The following is a 15,931-nucleotide window of genomic DNA, read 5'->3' on the forward strand; positions in this document are numbered from 1 at the left end:
GAAGATATATCGATAAGTTGACCTTTACAATTTATTGTTTTATTCAAAACAGATATAGAAATGTTTAAAGTTTGTTATTCCATTAAATTATGCGAAATTTACGGAAAATTCGATTCAATTTATGCAAGATACCTCAAAACAATACGACGCTGTAATAAACATTTGTAGAAACTTGTTTGTCAACAAGATGCAAGATTACGGTTGCGCTTGGCGTATTTTAAGACTTCCATCGTTAACAGATCAGGTTTTTATAAAAGCACAACGTATACGAGGTTTACAGGAAAATGAAGTTAGAAAAATTGATGAAGGTGAAGTTTCAGAATTTATTGGCATTATTAATTACTGCATTATGGCTTTAATTCAATTAGAAAAAGGAGTAGCCACACAACCGGATTTAAGCACTGTTGAAGCTTCAGAACTTTACGATAATATTATTGAAAAAACCAAGCAGTTAATGATGGATAAAAACCATGATTATGGAGAAGCTTGGCGAGATATGCGTGTAAGTTCTTTAACAGATTTAATTCTTCAAAAATTACTTCGTGTTAAACAAATAGAAGACAATAAAGGAAAAACCTTAGTAAGCGAAGGTATAGATGCAAATTACCAAGACATGATTAACTATTCTGTATTTGCATTAATTCATTTAAATGCAGAATAAATAAAAACAATTAAGCGTACAAAAAAGAACATCCCTAATTCATGAAAAAAATAGTAAGTGTAAGCAGAATTTTAGTTGGTGTATTATTCATCATTTCAGGTTTAATTAAACTGAACGATCCCATTGGATTTTCAATAAAATTAGAAGAATATTTTAGCGCAGCTGTGCTTAATCTTACCTTTTTAGAGCCTTACGCTTTAGTTATTTCTATTTTAGTTGTTGTTTTTGAAGTTCTTCTAGGAATCTTTTTACTTATAGGCTACAAACCTAAATTTACCGTTTGGAGCTTACTCCTCATGATTGTGTTTTTTACGTTCCTAACCTTCTACTCTGCTTATTTTAACAAAGTAACCGACTGTGGTTGTTTTGGAGACGCTATAAAGCTTACGCCTTGGCAAACGTTCTCTAAAGATGTTGTGCTCTCAATATTAATCTTAATTATATTTTCCGGAATCCGTTTTATAAAACCTGTATTTAGTAATTTTCAAACTACAATATTTGCTTTATTTGGATTTATAGGCTGCTTAAGCTTTGGCTACCAAGTGCTTATGCACTTACCTGTAGTAGATTTTAGACCTTATAATGTTGGTGCTAATTTATGGGATAATATGAATGTTCCTGAAAACGCTCCAAAAGCCGACATAGATTATATGTGGAAATTTAATGTTAACGGCAAAGAAGAAATTATAACTACAAAAGGCGCCTACCCAACTGTAGATGGTACTTTTATTAGCGTAGACACAGATATTATAGATCCCGGTTATGTTGCACCAATACACGATTTCTCTATGGAACGTAATGGTGAAGATATTACTGAAGATGTTTTACACGACGACCACGTGGTTTTATTAGTTGCTTACAACTTAGAAAAATCTGAAAAACCAGGATTACAAGCTATAAAAAACGCATCAGACAAAGCCATTAAAAACGGCTATAGAGTTATTGGATTAACAGCGTCTGGGCACGACATACAAGAGAAACTAAAAAAAGAATTTCATTTTAACTTCGACTTTTACTTCTCAGACGAAACTGCTTTAAAAACCATAGTACGCTCCAACCCCGGAATTCTAATCTTAGAAAAAGGTACGGTAATACAAAAAGTACATTGGAACGATGTGGACGATTTAAACCTAATTAAAGTGAATTAATCTAGACGCTGTGTTAAACTACATTTTAAATAAATTATTTTATGCATTACTCACATTGTTTGGGGTAGTTACAGTTATCTTTTTTTTATTCAATGTTTTACCTGGAGATCCCGCACAAATGATGTTGGGGCAAAATGAAGACAGTGCACAATTAGCCATTATTAAACAAAAATATGGCTTCGACAAACCACTTACTGTTCAGTTTGGCTATTATGTAAACGATTTATCTCCATTCTCTTTTCACTCTACAAATCCAAAAGATTATACTTTTTTAAGACAAGGAAAATATAACGCCGCTTCATTATTTAAAATAGGCGAAACTCAAGTGGTATTAAAACTGCCATATTTACGAGAATCCTTCACTAAACAAGGTAAAAAAGTAAGTAGTGTTTTAGCAGAAACCTTACCAAACACTTTTGTTTTAGCAGTCTCTGCTATTATTATTGCTATTATTATTGGCGTAATTCTGGGTATTGTTTCAGCCTTATATAAAGATACCTTTTTAGATAAAAGCATACAATTTTTAAGCACTATTGGTATGAGTGTCCCTTCTTTTTTTAGTGCTATTTTATTTGCTTGGATTTTTGGTTATCTGCTTCATAAATACACCCATTTAGAAATGACAGGGAGTTTATATGAGCTAGACGATTTTGGAGAAGCGATGCATATTAAATGGAAAAACTTAATACTTCCTGCTTTGGTTTTAGGAATTCGCCCTTTAGCAGTTGTTATTCAGCTTATGCGAAACTCGTTGTTAGAAGTCTTTAATCAAGATTTTATTAGAACCGCAAGAGCAAAAGGATTAACAGAATTTCAGATTATAAAAAAACACGCCGTAAAGAATGCATTAAACCCCGTTGTAACTGCAATTTCGGGTTGGTTCGCCTCTATGCTTGCTGGAGCGGTGTTTGTAGAATACGTCTTCGGATGGAATGGTTTAGGAAAAGAAATTGTAAACGCGTTAAACACGTTAGATTTGCCCGTTATTATGGGTTCTGTGTTAATTATAGCGCTTTTATTCATAATAATCAATATTTTTGTAGATATCATTTACGCTTGGTTAGACCCCAAGGTAAAACTTCAATAATTTATTAATACAAACAAAACTATGAGAAAGAACATCGTTGCAGGAAATTGGAAAATGAACAATGATTTATCACAAACTGAAACATTGTTAACCGCACTAAAAAACAAAACAATAACATCTAATGCAGAGGTTATGGTAGCACCTACTTTTACAAACCTATGGTCTGCTTATAATTCGTTAAAAGATAATGTTATTGAAGTTGTTGCTCAAAACATGCATTTTGCAGAAAATGGAGCTTATACTGGAGAAATTAGCGCGAGTATGTTAAAAAGTGTAGGTATTAAAACTGTAATTTTAGGCCATAGTGAACGTCGTGCTTATTTTAACGAAACAGACGCATCTTTAGCTAAAAAAGTAGATGCAGCATTAGCTAACGATATGCGTATTATTTTCTGTTTTGGAGAAGAATTAGCAGACAGAAAATCTAAAAACCACGAAACAGTTGTTGGTAGTCAAATTAAAAATGCATTATTTCATTTAGACGCAGCTGCTTTTAAAAACATTGTTTTAGCTTACGAACCTATTTGGGCTATTGGAACCGGAGAAACAGCTAGTCCAGAACAAGCACAAGACATGCATGCTTTTATTAGAAAAACATTAGCAGATAAATACGGAGCAGAAGTTGCAGACAACGTTTCTATTTTATACGGAGGAAGTGTAAAACCAGCAAACGCTCAAGAAATTTTCTCTAAACCAGATGTAGACGGTGGTTTAATTGGAGGAGCTGCATTAAACGCAGACGATTTCTTTGCCATTGTAAATGCGTTCTAAAAAACAAAATACATTACAACAAAAGGCTGCCTTAATAATTAAGACAGCCTTTTCTATTTTAAATTCCTATCAATAATTACAACCCTATTCTAAGTATAAGTATTCCGCTCTAAGACATACAGCACGCTTAAATACAACTTCCAAACAAAACTTCGCTATACCATTACCAAAACACCAATATAACAACGTAGCAAGCCTAAAAACACATTGTCTATATTTATTTTTAGAAGCAAGCCCCAACGTGAACAATACAAGTACACACTAATTTTATTTAAGCACTCTAATTTTACAACTAAAACCATACTATATGCGTAATACTTAGTAAATTTGACAAAAAAAATAAATGGCAGAAATATATATAGGATACGATTTTAAAGTAACCCCTTTACAACCAGGAGTAGAAATATTAATTGCTGAACTTGGTTATGCTGGATTCGAGAGTTTTGTAGAAACAGAAACAGGAGCAACAGCATATGTACAAAAAGAAGAATGGAACGAAAACATTCTTGAAGACATACAAATTCTTGAGTCTGATGAATTTGAAATCTCTTATACCTTCGAAGAAATTAAACAAACCAACTGGAATGAAGAATGGGAAAAGAACTTTAATCCTATTGTTGTAGATGATGTTTGTGCTGTACGAGCACCATTTCATGATAAATTCGATACAGAATACGACATTATTATAGAACCAAAAATGAGTTTTGGAACCGGACATCATGAAACAACACACATGATGATTCAGCATATCTTAAAAACCGATTTTAAAGGTAAATCTGTTTTAGATATGGGCTGCGGAACTGGAGTTTTAGCTATTCTAGCAGAAATGAGAGGTGCAAAAACTTTAGATGCTATAGATATAGATAATTGGTGCTACCTAAATAGTATTGAAAACGTAGAGCGCAATCACTGTAAAAACATAACCGTTTACGAAGGTGACGCGAGTTTATTAGCAGGAAAAACCTACGATATTATTATTGCTAACATTAACAGAAACATATTATTAAACGATATAAAAACCTACGCATCTTGTTTAAATGCAAATGGGGCATTATTTTTAAGCGGATTTTATAATGACGATATTCCTATAATAGAAGAAGAATGTTCTAAACATATGTTAAAACTAAGCGAAAAAATAGAACGAAATAAATGGGTTGCTCTAAAATTTTTAAATTAGCAAAAAAGTAAAAAAAAATGAGCACTAAGGAAGAAGTATTAGAAGAGGTTCTCGTTGAAACCGAATCTAAAAATGAAAATGAAATTGTACTGTATAATGACGATGTAAATTCCTTCGATCATGTTATAGAGACCTTAATTGCTGTTTGCGGGCACACATCTGAACAAGCAGAACAATGTTCTATAATTGTACACTACAAAGGAAAATGCACTGTTAAAACAGGAGCTTATAAAGATTTAGAGCCACAATGTTCTAAATTATTAGAAGCCGGTTTAAGTGCAGAGATTGTATAACACAACATTGAATTAAACTGATTTTCAAACCGTTAAAATACGTTTGTTTTCACTTTAATTAATTTATCTCTTTAAGACTATTATTTAAGTTTAAAAAAAGTTTAAAAATGTTTGGTTAACACCAATAAAGCTCATATATTTGCACCCACAAAAAAGGGCCTCGTGGCGCAACTGAATAGCGCACTTGATTACGGCTCAAGAGGTTACTGGTTTGAATCCAGTCGAGGTCACATAGTATTAAAAAGGGTTTCAATTTCTTGAAACCCTTTTTTTATGCCTTTTATTCTCGCTATTTGAACGCTTTCAGAAAATTAAATATTAATAACTTACTAAATCAATTTATATATGTCCCTAATTATTAAAATTGACTCTTTTTAGCTTGCACCATAACAAGTTCTCCTTTCGTATTTATGTAACCATAAATATATTTTTTATTCTCATCACGTAATCTAACACGTGCTAAACCTGAATTAAATTTGCCAATATAAGTAAAGTCTGTTTTTGTTATTTCGCCTGTATCTAAATTTAAAATAGATTTATTAAGAGAGTTTGGACTAGTTAACACCATAATTGTTCCACCTTCAATCAAGCTATGGTTATAATAATCCGATGGTACTGAATAGGGCTTAAAAGCACCCAGATCATACAATATTTTCCCTGTATTATCAATTACTCTATATCCATTATTAATTTTTCCATCAACACTTTTAATAACATAAATTCTTACTACAGCCCTATTGTTCTCAAAATTATATGCATTGATATACTCAACATCAATTGCAACATTGTTAGCCTTGTCTATATACCCAAATTTTTTATCTGTACTTTGCACTACAGCTAGACCATTATTAAATGGACCAGGAGCATTGGTATAATTAAAATCGATTACAATTTTTCCTTTCTCATCAATAAAACCCCATTTATTCTTCCCTTCGCTTTCTATAAATTTAGTTGCTCTAATTAATCCATCGTCGTCAGGCTTTACAACTTCATTATAAATATATTCTGTTTCTTCTTTTGTATCTAGAAACACTAACTTATAAAGCACAGGTGATTTTAGATTAGAAATAGCCATAATATTATTAGAGATAGGGTTAATAGCAAATTTATAATTACCAGGTAATGTAAAAACAGCTTCTCCTTTCTCATTTATAACCTCGGTCTCTAATTTCTCACCCTTTTTTAAAGCCCAGGAATCTCTAGAATCTAACTTCAAAAAAAGATCATTTTTAACTATTATTTTATTGTCTTTCGGCTCTATTACAACTTCACCTGCAACATTTTTCACCCCTTCATTCTTATAATCTTCTTGAATTACATAGAAACCATTTTTTTGCATTTTCACATACCTTGACCCTGATTCTTTTTTTAACTTAAAATCCCCTATGTCTATATTTTGACCAAGAGAATCTATAAAACTAACTTTAGAACCATTCTTAACAATAGCATAACCGTTGCTAAAGTCGCCTAATTCGTCGTAAAACAACTTTGTTTGACTTATACACGAGAATGATAACAACAAAAGAGTAATTAGTAGAATTCTATTTTTCATATTCTAACATATTTAGCTTAAAAGTTTAATTCAATAAATATAAATGATTGACAAACAATAAATTGAATATAAAGAAGAAAATTAAATCTTAAAAAACAATTCTATATTTTATATCAAAGTTGTTTTTAACAGAAAGCATAATTTATACAGGGGTTTAGAGAGGATTGCACATACTAACAGTACTTGACAAATTGTTAATATAATTGAATAAATATCAGACACATAAACGCTCTAAAACATTTTATCAAAAAAGAGAACAACTATTATTTAATCAAAAGATAGAATTATTACTAACTACAGAGATCTAAAAAAAACCAACAAACCCTCTATTCTATTTATATTTATATTTACTAAATTAGATACTTAATAAACCTACTCCATGCAAATACATTCGTAACTCTATGAAGAAAACCGACGAAGGACTAATTAAAAATTCATACGAAAATATTATTGGAGAATTACAAACCATAATAACAATAGCCTATATCTTAACAGTAGGAATTGGCATGTTATTTTCTTTTCAAAAATACAGACCTTTTGGAATAAATATTTTTGAATATTCTGATATTTTTGATTTTTTAATCACACCATTTTCAGATTTTAAAGTTTTAGGTTTTTCTATCATATCACTTATATTAAGCCTTATTATTATTAAAATTGATGTTTATATAAAAAGGAATAAACCTAAATTCTATTCGAAAGTAAATATGGGATTAGACAAAAAAAAATGGTTTGAACCTGTAATGTTTATATTCTATACAAGTTTAACTTTAGGCTACCTTTATACAGCATCTATATTTTACGGCAACACAGTAAAAAATGAAATTGAAAAACAACCTGAAATACAAGTCAAATTTATTGATGGAGAAGTAAAAACAGGAACCCTAATTGGAAAAACAAGTGAAATATTGTTTCTTAAAAAGAAGGATAAAATCACAGCTATTCCAATAAAATCAATGTTAAAAGAAATTGAAATAAAATAAAAACAGTTATTAATATTGAGAGTATATTTTAAATGTCTGGCTTGCAAACACGAAAACCAATTAAATACAGATGCAGGAACTCGTGTTGAATTTGAAATGAAAAATCCCAAAAGAAAGTACAAGTGTGTAAATTGTAGTCGGCACACAAGGCTATCTGCAAATAAATTATACACTAAACAATCTAAATTAATTTCGATGATTTCCGGAATTGTATTTTTAGTAGGCACTTTAATTGCATTATACTTTGTAGTGCAAATGATTTACAAAATGGAAACGGTAGTGGGAATCTATATAATTGCTAGCGGATTATTAATTCCAGTATCTATTTACAATATTTTAAATAAAGAAGACCAAAAGCGCGTAAAAATATTTAACCAAACTTACGTAAAGGAATAAAAATATTTTAACCTCAGATACTCTAAAAATCAGACTAATTAGAGTCTAACCAAACATATATTACCGTTTACAAGTTTTTAATTTTGCTTCAAAATTCTCTTACTTTGGCTATCTTTACGCTCGGCGAAAAGAATTATGCACGCTTTCTGCAAAAAATAATAGCCAAAACATTAGCCTCAGGCTGAAAAAAAATGAAAAAAGCAATTATAATTGGAGGGACTTCAGGAATAGGTCAAGGTATTACAGATGTACTTGTTAGTAATAAATTTAAAGTTGGTATAACTGGTATTGAAAAGGCTACAATTGAAGAACTAGAAAATTCGAAAAAAGAAAATTTTAAAGCAGAATATTTAGATTGTATAAACAGCAATACTTCTGAAACCATCACCGAGTTGGTTAATTGGTTAGGCGGACTAGATATATTAATTTTTAGTGCTGGTATTGGAAATTTAAATAAGGATTTAGGGTATAAAGTAGAAAATAATGCAAACAAATTAAATGTACTCGCATTTACCGAAGTTGCTGATTGGAGTTATAGATTCTTTAAAAAACAGGGCCATGGTCATTTTGTTTCCGTGAGTTCAATCTCGGGACTTTTTGGAAGCCGAGTAGCTCCTGCTTATCACGCTGCAAAAGCGTATCAAGTAAGTTATTTAGAAGCTTTAAGCCAGAAAGCAACAAAAGACAGAAAGTCTGGATTACCAATATACACTACAGATGTAAGACCTGGTTTTGTTATTACACCACTAACAGAAGGTAAAAGATTGTTTTGGGCTGCAACAAAGGAAGAAGCGGGGATACAAATTTATAATCTAATCAAGAAGAAAAAAAATATAGGATATGTATCTAGACGTTGGCGTCTGGTTGCAATACTTATATAAAAATGCTTCCGCGTGGGATTAAAAGTAGAATGTAAAAACAAGTTACCAGAATAACTAAGTATTCGGCTCGCCGATAGGCCAGAGCTGAATATTGTGTTGACGAAGTCGGCAGAAGATGTCTCTTATGGGGAAAACGATATGTTTAGGGAAGGATGTCTTGGTAATGGCTTGTAATTTATGTATTTAAACGACGCTTGTCGATCTTTATTTGGAAGAGATTGTTCCTTTTTTCGGTACTACTTAATATAATTTCACTTCATAATGGCTTAAATTTTAAGTTTAGGCATTGAGAGGTCTGTCCGCGTTAGCAGATTAATTTTTTTAATTGACCCTATTTAATTTTTTATCCCTTAATAATAGTCTCCAATTTTCGGGTGGACCACGTTCGTTAAATAACAGTACGGTATGCAGTTTTCCTTTTTTACAAACAGGACAACGACGGTGTAAAACAGGTTCGACTGTTTTAATAACCACTATCTTTTTACAAGCCAGTTCGGCTTGTAGTCTCGGTAATTTCTCTTTTTTCCAGCTGCTGCTTAAAATACCGTAATGCCGTATGCGTGTAAAGCCTTGGGTAAAATATGCAAAGCAAAGCGTCTAACAAATTCTTCACTGGACAAAGTCAACTTTATCTTTTTAGCTTGGTGCCGGTAATCTTTCGCGGTAAAAGTCACCGTTTTATTTTCACGATCTACAGCAATAATACGATGGTTACTTATTGCAATTTTATGCGTGTATCTGCCTAGATATTCAATAACATATTTTGGACTTCTAAAAGATTGTTTCGCATAGATCACCCATTTTTTACTGTACACTGTATTATAAACTTTCTTTGGGATTTTTACTTCACTTTTCCTAAGTTCAGAGATAAATTTAGCCTTAAACACCTTGCTCATAGATTTTACATTGAATAGATATTTACCTTTATTTTTTGCACTTTTCCATGTCCCTGATTTACGCCATCCACCGCCAGGAACAATACAATGCAAGTGCGGATGTAGGCTCATGTTTTGTCCCCAGGTATGAAGTATAGCAATCATACCCAGTTTAGCGCCCAAGTGTTTGGGGTTGTCTCCAAACTGTTGCAGGGTTTGCCATGCGGTTCTAAACAAACTGCTATAAATTACTTTACCATGACTCAGGCGTAGGTATTAAACTCACTTGGAAGCGTAAAAACGATATGAAAATAAGGCACATTTAATAGTTCGCCTTCTCTGGCTTTTATCCACTGTTCACGTTTGTGTCCCTGGCATGTTGGGCAATGTCTATTTCTGCAACTGTTATAACTAATGTGTAAGGCTTGGCAACAATCGCATTTATCAATATGGCCACCCATAGCTTTGGTGCGACACCTTCTTATGGCTTGTAACCCACGGTAATGCCAAGAGGTCAGACTCAATGTTTTGAGCTGTAGCTGTTCCATTTCTAAAATGTCAGCTACTTTATGTTTACAAAACATTAATCGTAAAGTTTATCCAAGGGAGAAAATTTGGAACCACTAGGCAAATTGGCAACATGAAGATACGTGAGTGTCATCTCGATATGTGCATGTCCAAGAAGTTCCTTTAAACTGACGATATCAACACCATACTCTAATAAATGTGTAGCAAACGTGTGCCGTAAAGTATGGGCAGTTATCTGTTTAGAACTCCCTATTTTACTTCTGTTTTCTTTAATAATCCAGCGTATACCGTTGGTGGTTAATCCGCGTGATTCTCCAGCTTTAGAAACTTGGCTATTAAAAAGATGTCCCTGAGGGTTTTCTGTTGTGATGTATTTTTTTAATCCCCTAATCAGAAGCGGACTCAAAGGCACATAGCGATCTATTTTTCCTTTTTTCTTAGGAATAAACACGGTTTTACGCTCAAAATCGAGATCAGATAATTTAACAGCGCAGAGTTCGTAGCTACGCAGTCCACACCGTAAAGCATACCTATTATCAAACGATGCTTAAGATATTTAGGCGCTTTTAAAAGGCGCTTAACTTCCTCTTTATTTAGAACACATGGTAGTTTAATATCTCTTTTAATTTGAGGAAGCGCTACACGTTTGGCTTCCATGCCCATCACTTTGTAGGCTGCTCTGAGTCCGAAAATGGTGTGTTTAAAGAAACTCTCGGAAGGTGTTTTGTGAAGTTTTTGGCATGGTAAAGATAGTTCTGAACGTGTTCTACCGATAGTTTTTCAGGACTTCGGTTGTAATGCAAAGCTAAGTGTGCCAAGCACCGGAGATAGTTGTTTAAAGTGCTTTTGGCTTTGCCATTAATAGAGAAACTCTGTTCGAGTTTGGTTTGAAGATGACTGAAATCCTTTACATCTGAAAAGGCGCGTTCAGCAATGGTTTTACTTTTTTTTAAACATAATAATAGATTTAAAATTTACCCATAAGTTAATAAATCTATTACTTTTACAAAAGAATAACTTATTCTGAATCAGTCAGGAGGGCTTCCGACCGATAGGGAGGATTCGTTCAACACAGTATATAACAACAACAGATAAATTAGTATTAAACGACAAACTATTAAGCTTTTGCTTATTGCAAACTTGTTTTAAAGCATCTTAATAAACAAACACACAGCGATGTTATATGCAATTAACAAAACTATTTAAAATATTAAAAATAAACACTTTAACAACTCAAAAAAGAAGCCTTTAATAGTCTAAGTAAATCAACAATAATTCTACTTCCTTACTTAACCTTCAATTTATTTCCCTCAAAATGCTTCCTTTTTTTTTAAGTCCACTATTATTTGTATTATTAATTTTGGCTATAAAAAAATGGCATTCATCAACTTTACAACAAGATTAAACAAGCTGTCTTACTTTAAATTAATAGTATTAAATTCTAAAAAGAGTACGTTCTCGTAAGTTTTGAAATCTAGAAGATAGAATAAAACAATACAGTTTTCCTTCTGGAAGCATTTATAATTACAATATTTATTCTTAATTAAATATGACTTTTATCAGTTTATAAATTTCTATTTACTGAATAAGAATCACCATACACTTAAAAGCAAGTGGATTAAGTTGATTCCTTCATTTTTACATCAAGAAAAACTTTATATTCATCTACTCTTTAAATCAAAATTAACAATACCATTGAAGGTCAGTTTCCTTTTTTAGACCATGAATTAAAGATATTCAACATAACTAAAACAATTTAAAACAGAAAAATGAAAAACACTTGCAAATCTTTTATATTAACAACAGTTACTGTTTCGTTATTTATGGCTTGTTCTACAGATGATTCTTCGACTACAACAGACGACACAACCACTCAAGACGATAACGATGATGACACCGTAACAGAATTACATGCCGCTTTTGCGGCCTTTAATACAGATGCAACCACTATTTATTTAGATGGATCTGATGTGGTTATAGAAACTACAGGCTTGCCAGATCACGAAACGGTATACTGGGGAGTAGGAAATACACTATATATAGAAGAACCAGATGTGCAGTTAACCCCATCTATTATGTCTAGTAATAATAATGCAGTAACCATAACAGTAGATGCTACACCAGATTTGACAGGAAACACGGTGTCTACAGAATTAAACACTATAGGTATTGCTGTTAGTGGTGCTTCAATATTTAACGATCAAGAAGGTGCTGGCGATTTAGACGAAGCTGCTGCATCTTTAGATTGGACAGGAGCTCACATTGGCCCAGGTGTATATCACTACCATTTGGAGCCCAAAGCGTTCACGGATGACGATGATAACTTAGCGGGTATTTTACTTGATGGTGTGTTTTTATATGGAAGACAATGTTACTCTACAGGCACACATCCTACAGATTTAGACGAATCTGGAGGGCATACATCTGTAACACAATATACAGATGGTGAAGAAGAATACCATTACCACATTATAAACGAAATATACTCTACTACAGGATCGTATTTAGCATTTGCTGGTCCTTTTCAAGGATATTAATTTCATAATATGAAAGCATTATATTTTATATCATTTGTCTTACTCTTAGTTACCAGTTGTAATAAAACGGTAACTAAGCGGACAGATGTTGTTGTTGAGGAAACCTTAGTTATTAAGGATATTGAAGTCCTAAAAGAAGATTTAATTTTAAACCAGATTGAAGGAAAATGGTATTATAATAACAAACCTTTCTCAGGCTATTCTATTAAACGCTACCCAAACGATTCCATCGCAGAACGACTTGGTTTTGTAAATGGAAAAAGAGAAGGTATTGCTAGAAAATGGTCAGAGAAAGGTGTGCTGCGTACAGAGTCTTATTATAAACATAATCGCTTAGATAGTGTATACAAAACATGGTGGGAAAATAGAGTATTGTCTTCTCAATCTAACTATAAAGATGGTATAAAACAAGGTATAGAAGAAGAATGGTACCCAACGGGGCAACTATCTAAACAAAGGCAACTTGTTAACGGAAAAGAAAATGGTTTACAAAAGGCTTGGTTGAAAAACGGAACTTTATATGTTAATTATGAAGCCAAAAACGGACGTATCTTTGGTATGAAAAGAGCTAATTCATGTTATAAACTAGAAAATGAAATTATTAATAGAGATAAAAAAATATAGCCCATTATTAATCATCATGCTAGTACTACTAAGTACAAGTTGTAAAAATGAGCAAAAAAAAGAAGATATTAAAGTTATTGAAAGTAGCAGAGTAGATTATCTGCCGTATTACGAAGACGAATCATTTACACCGCATTGGATTACTCCAGGATCTCAAGAAGAAAAAGATTTTCATAAGATTCCTGATTTTAAATTAATCAATCAGTTAGGCGATACCATTTCTCAGAAAACTTTTGAAAATAAAATTTATATAACAGATTTCTTTTTCACCGTTTGCCCTGGAATTTGTCCGAAGTTAGCAGAAAGCATGTTAAAGATTCAGGACGAATTTAAAAACGATTCTGAAATCCTTTTGCTTTCACATTCAGTAATGCCTACTAAAGATTCTGTTCCCGTTTTAAAAGAATATGCAAAGACTCATGGTGTTATTAATAACAAATGGCATTTGGTAACAGGCGATAAAAAAGAGATTTATACCTTAGGTAGAGAGCAATATTTTATTGAAAATGATTTAGGAGAACCAAAAAGTATTGACGATTTTCTACATACAGAAAACTTCTTGTTAATTGATAAAGACAAACATATTAGAGGCATCTATAACGGATTAAACAGAGCATCGATGGCACAATTAATTACAGATATAAAGGCTTTAAAAACTGAAAAATAAGAATAGATACTTTAACAAGGTCTTTATATTTATAAATAAGAGGTCTTAAACACTTAAAAATCCCAGATTAATTCTAATCTGGGATTTTTTTTGTTCTAATTCTATCTTTAAATAATTTACAATTACGTTTTTTAAAAATAATTCGACTCCCCATTTAGTAAATTAAAGCATTTAATTACTTATTAAAGAACAATCTTATTACATTAGAGACTGCAGTTCTTAGAAAGAATAAATATAAATCAAAGTAATAGTATGTGTGTGTTTTTAATAAAACTTAAAAATTTATTCTATTTACAACCTATATAATACAAAATAATAAAGCGTTTCATGTTAACTATACATTCAAACATGAAACGCTTTATTAAAAAAAGACTAAAATTGAAATAAAACTATTCCACTAATAAACCTTCAAGTGCTTTTAAATTTGTTATATCACCTTCAATTTCGAATGTTTCCGACTTCTTAAATAATACACTAAGTCCTCCTACGGCTGCTCCGACTCCTGCTCCTGCTGCAATAATAACGGGATCTCCAGAAAAGAAACCTGCTCCTGTTCCAGCCAAAGTTCCTATAAGTACATTATTCCCTCCAGAATATTTAGTTTTAACAGAACCAATCTCGCTTACCGGTACATCTATAACGCCTTCTTTTTTATCTAACTGAAGTGCTGTTTCCGTTATAGCTAATATTCTTCCTTTATTAATTTTATTTCCTTGTAAACCGTACACACGAACAAAAATCTTCGTGTTTTCGAATGTATTTTGAGCACAAACATTAAGGCTAAAAATAAGAGTAAATGCAAAAATTATATTTTTCATAAGTTATAGTTCTAAATAGAATATTCAGCTAAGATATTAAAAGTAAAGACGAAAAGGAAAGGAAAAACACACTTTATCGTATTAAAGTGTTTTTTTATCGAGGATTATTGTTTTTAAGCTGACATCAAGACAATCTAGTCGTTATAAATAAAATTGAAGTTAAACTACATAAGTTAAAACAAACTATTCTATTTTTATTGCAATACAAGACATTATTTAAAAGTAACAAGGCAAGTCCAAGCACAAGATGAAGTCTTTATAAAGGCCCTTATTTTACTTAAAAACAAGTTTCAAGACTCCCTTAACCTGTAGAAAAAAAACGTCCAAACATTTAAATATAACCTAAAGAAGGGATCTCATCTCAAGATAAAAGAATACTCCAAGCAGAAAGGTTAAAACACAAAAAAGCTCTACATTACTGTAGAGCTTTTTGTTATTATATAACTTTAATAATTCTTATAAAGCAGCTATATGCTTAGTCAAACCAGATTTAATGTTTGCAGCTTTATTAGCGTGAATTACATTTTTCTTAGCTAGTTTATCAATCATTGAAACTACATTAGAATACAACGCTTGCGCTTCTTCTTTAGTTTCAGCGTCACGTAACTTTTTAATAGCATTACGAGTCGTTTTATGCTGATATTTATTTCTTAAACGTTTAGCTTCGTTACTTCTAATTCTTTTTAACGATGACTTATGATTTGCCATTTGATTTCTTCTTATTAAATGATTGTAGCCCGTAGGGGAGTCGAACCCCTCTTACCAGGATGAAAACCTGGCGTCCTAGCCGATAGACGAACGGGCCATTGTTATTTTTTTGAGTGTGCAAATATAGAAACTTATTTTCGATTTGCAAAACATTTTTTCAAAAAACTTTCAATGTGATTTTTTGTTGTTACTAATTATCTCATTGCGGGTGCAAATATACAACCT

The 15,931-nt window shown here is 31.9% G+C and carries 17 protein-coding genes, 2 tRNA genes and 1 pseudogene; 13 read left to right on the top strand and 7 right to left on the bottom strand.

The window, feature by feature from the left end:
- Window positions 1-121: 121 nt before the first annotated feature.
- The 7 genes from GQR95_RS02025 to GQR95_RS02055 all read left to right on the top strand — a co-directional run bounded on the left by GQR95_RS02025 (window position 122) and on the right by GQR95_RS02055 (window position 5,367).
- Window positions 122-661 (top strand): DUF1599 domain-containing protein, encoded by a 540-nt coding sequence (locus GQR95_RS02025; RefSeq protein ID WP_159021567.1) that lies wholly within the window; start codon window positions 122-124, stop codon window positions 659-661.
- A gap of 41 nt (window positions 662-702) precedes the next feature.
- Window positions 703-1,809 (top strand): BT_3928 family protein, encoded by a 1,107-nt coding sequence (locus GQR95_RS02030; protein WP_159021568.1) that lies wholly within the window; start codon window positions 703-705, stop codon window positions 1,807-1,809.
- A gap of 10 nt (window positions 1,810-1,819) precedes the next feature.
- The gene (locus GQR95_RS02035; RefSeq protein WP_159021569.1) at window positions 1,820-2,896 is read left to right on the top strand and encodes an ABC transporter permease; all 1,077 of its coding nucleotides are present in this window, start codon (window positions 1,820-1,822) and stop codon (window positions 2,894-2,896) included.
- A 21-nt stretch (window positions 2,897-2,917) separates the two neighbouring features.
- Window positions 2,918-3,667, top strand: coding sequence for a triose-phosphate isomerase (tpiA, locus tag GQR95_RS02040; protein ID WP_159021570.1), 750 nt, complete (start codon window positions 2,918-2,920; stop codon window positions 3,665-3,667).
- 343 nt (window positions 3,668-4,010) lie between these two features.
- Complete coding sequence (prmA, locus tag GQR95_RS02045) at window positions 4,011-4,844, top strand: 50S ribosomal protein L11 methyltransferase (protein ID WP_159021571.1); 834 nt, start codon at window positions 4,011-4,013, stop codon at window positions 4,842-4,844.
- Between the two features lie 17 nt (window positions 4,845-4,861).
- A complete protein-coding gene (locus GQR95_RS02050) occupies window positions 4,862-5,137 on the top strand; it encodes an ATP-dependent Clp protease adaptor ClpS (protein ID WP_159021572.1) in 276 nt (91 codons plus the stop codon).
- Between the two features lie 156 nt (window positions 5,138-5,293).
- Window positions 5,294-5,367, top strand: a tRNA-Arg gene (locus tag GQR95_RS02055).
- Window positions 5,368-5,495: 128 nt separating this feature from the next.
- Here GQR95_RS02055 and GQR95_RS02060 read toward each other — a convergent pair.
- The gene (locus tag GQR95_RS02060) at window positions 5,496-6,689 is read right to left on the bottom strand and encodes a WG repeat-containing protein (protein WP_159021573.1); all 1,194 of its coding nucleotides are present in this window, start codon (window positions 6,687-6,689) and stop codon (window positions 5,496-5,498) included.
- A 401-nt stretch (window positions 6,690-7,090) separates the two neighbouring features.
- On the opposite strand from GQR95_RS02060, the gene GQR95_RS16570 reads away from it, so the two are divergent.
- From GQR95_RS16570 to GQR95_RS02075, 3 genes are all read left to right on the top strand, one after another.
- Window positions 7,091-7,672 (top strand): hypothetical protein, encoded by a 582-nt coding sequence (locus GQR95_RS16570; protein WP_199269632.1) that lies wholly within the window; start codon window positions 7,091-7,093, stop codon window positions 7,670-7,672.
- A 15-nt stretch (window positions 7,673-7,687) separates the two neighbouring features.
- A complete protein-coding gene (locus GQR95_RS02070) occupies window positions 7,688-8,068 on the top strand; it encodes a hypothetical protein (protein WP_159021574.1) in 381 nt (126 codons plus the stop codon).
- A gap of 191 nt (window positions 8,069-8,259) precedes the next feature.
- Window positions 8,260-8,949, top strand: a complete 690-nt coding sequence (locus GQR95_RS02075) for an SDR family NAD(P)-dependent oxidoreductase (RefSeq protein WP_159021575.1) — start codon at window positions 8,260-8,262, stop codon at window positions 8,947-8,949.
- 321 nt (window positions 8,950-9,270) lie between these two features.
- Here the strand turns inward: GQR95_RS02075 and GQR95_RS02080 are convergent.
- The 3 genes and pseudogenes from GQR95_RS02080 to GQR95_RS17040 form a co-directional block, all read right to left on the bottom strand.
- Window positions 9,271-10,408: pseudogene (locus tag GQR95_RS02080) on the bottom strand (IS91 family transposase).
- Window positions 10,408-10,863, bottom strand: coding sequence for a tyrosine-type recombinase/integrase (locus tag GQR95_RS16710; RefSeq protein WP_233266033.1), 456 nt, complete (start codon window positions 10,861-10,863; stop codon window positions 10,408-10,410). Before GQR95_RS16710 ends, GQR95_RS02080 begins: the two are co-directional and overlap by 1 nt.
- Before the next feature lie 151 nt (window positions 10,864-11,014).
- Window positions 11,015-11,326 carry a phage integrase N-terminal SAM-like domain-containing protein gene (locus GQR95_RS17040; RefSeq protein WP_370514545.1) on the bottom strand — a complete coding sequence of 104 codons (312 nt, stop codon included), beginning with the start codon at window positions 11,324-11,326 and terminating at the stop codon, window positions 11,015-11,017.
- A 795-nt stretch (window positions 11,327-12,121) separates the two neighbouring features.
- Here GQR95_RS17040 and GQR95_RS02090 point away from each other — a divergent pair.
- From GQR95_RS02090 to GQR95_RS02100, 3 genes are read left to right on the top strand one after another with little or no spacing between them, the layout of a single operon-like run.
- The gene (locus GQR95_RS02090) at window positions 12,122-12,889 is read left to right on the top strand and encodes a YHYH protein (protein ID WP_159021576.1); all 768 of its coding nucleotides are present in this window, start codon (window positions 12,122-12,124) and stop codon (window positions 12,887-12,889) included.
- Window positions 12,890-12,898: 9 nt separating this feature from the next.
- A complete protein-coding gene (locus GQR95_RS02095) occupies window positions 12,899-13,513 on the top strand; it encodes a toxin-antitoxin system YwqK family antitoxin (RefSeq protein WP_233265985.1) in 615 nt (204 codons plus the stop codon).
- Window positions 13,482-14,180, top strand: a complete 699-nt coding sequence (locus GQR95_RS02100) for an SCO family protein (RefSeq protein ID WP_159021577.1) — start codon at window positions 13,482-13,484, stop codon at window positions 14,178-14,180. The genes GQR95_RS02095 and GQR95_RS02100 overlap by 32 nt, the downstream gene beginning before the upstream one ends.
- A gap of 389 nt (window positions 14,181-14,569) precedes the next feature.
- Here GQR95_RS02100 and GQR95_RS02105 read toward each other — a convergent pair whose 3' ends face one another.
- The 3 genes from GQR95_RS02105 to GQR95_RS02115 form a co-directional block, all read right to left on the bottom strand.
- Window positions 14,570-14,998, bottom strand: coding sequence for a hypothetical protein (locus tag GQR95_RS02105; RefSeq protein WP_159021578.1), 429 nt, complete (start codon window positions 14,996-14,998; stop codon window positions 14,570-14,572).
- 456 nt (window positions 14,999-15,454) lie between these two features.
- The gene (rpsT, locus tag GQR95_RS02110) at window positions 15,455-15,706 is read right to left on the bottom strand and encodes a 30S ribosomal protein S20 (protein ID WP_159021579.1); all 252 of its coding nucleotides are present in this window, start codon (window positions 15,704-15,706) and stop codon (window positions 15,455-15,457) included.
- A gap of 25 nt (window positions 15,707-15,731) precedes the next feature.
- Window positions 15,732-15,803 (bottom strand) — tRNA-Glu (locus tag GQR95_RS02115).
- Window positions 15,804-15,931 lie beyond the last annotated feature (128 nt).

Source organism: Formosa sp. L2A11 (genome assembly GCF_009796865.1).
In the GTDB taxonomy this organism is placed as follows: domain Bacteria; phylum Bacteroidota; class Bacteroidia; order Flavobacteriales; family Flavobacteriaceae; genus Formosa.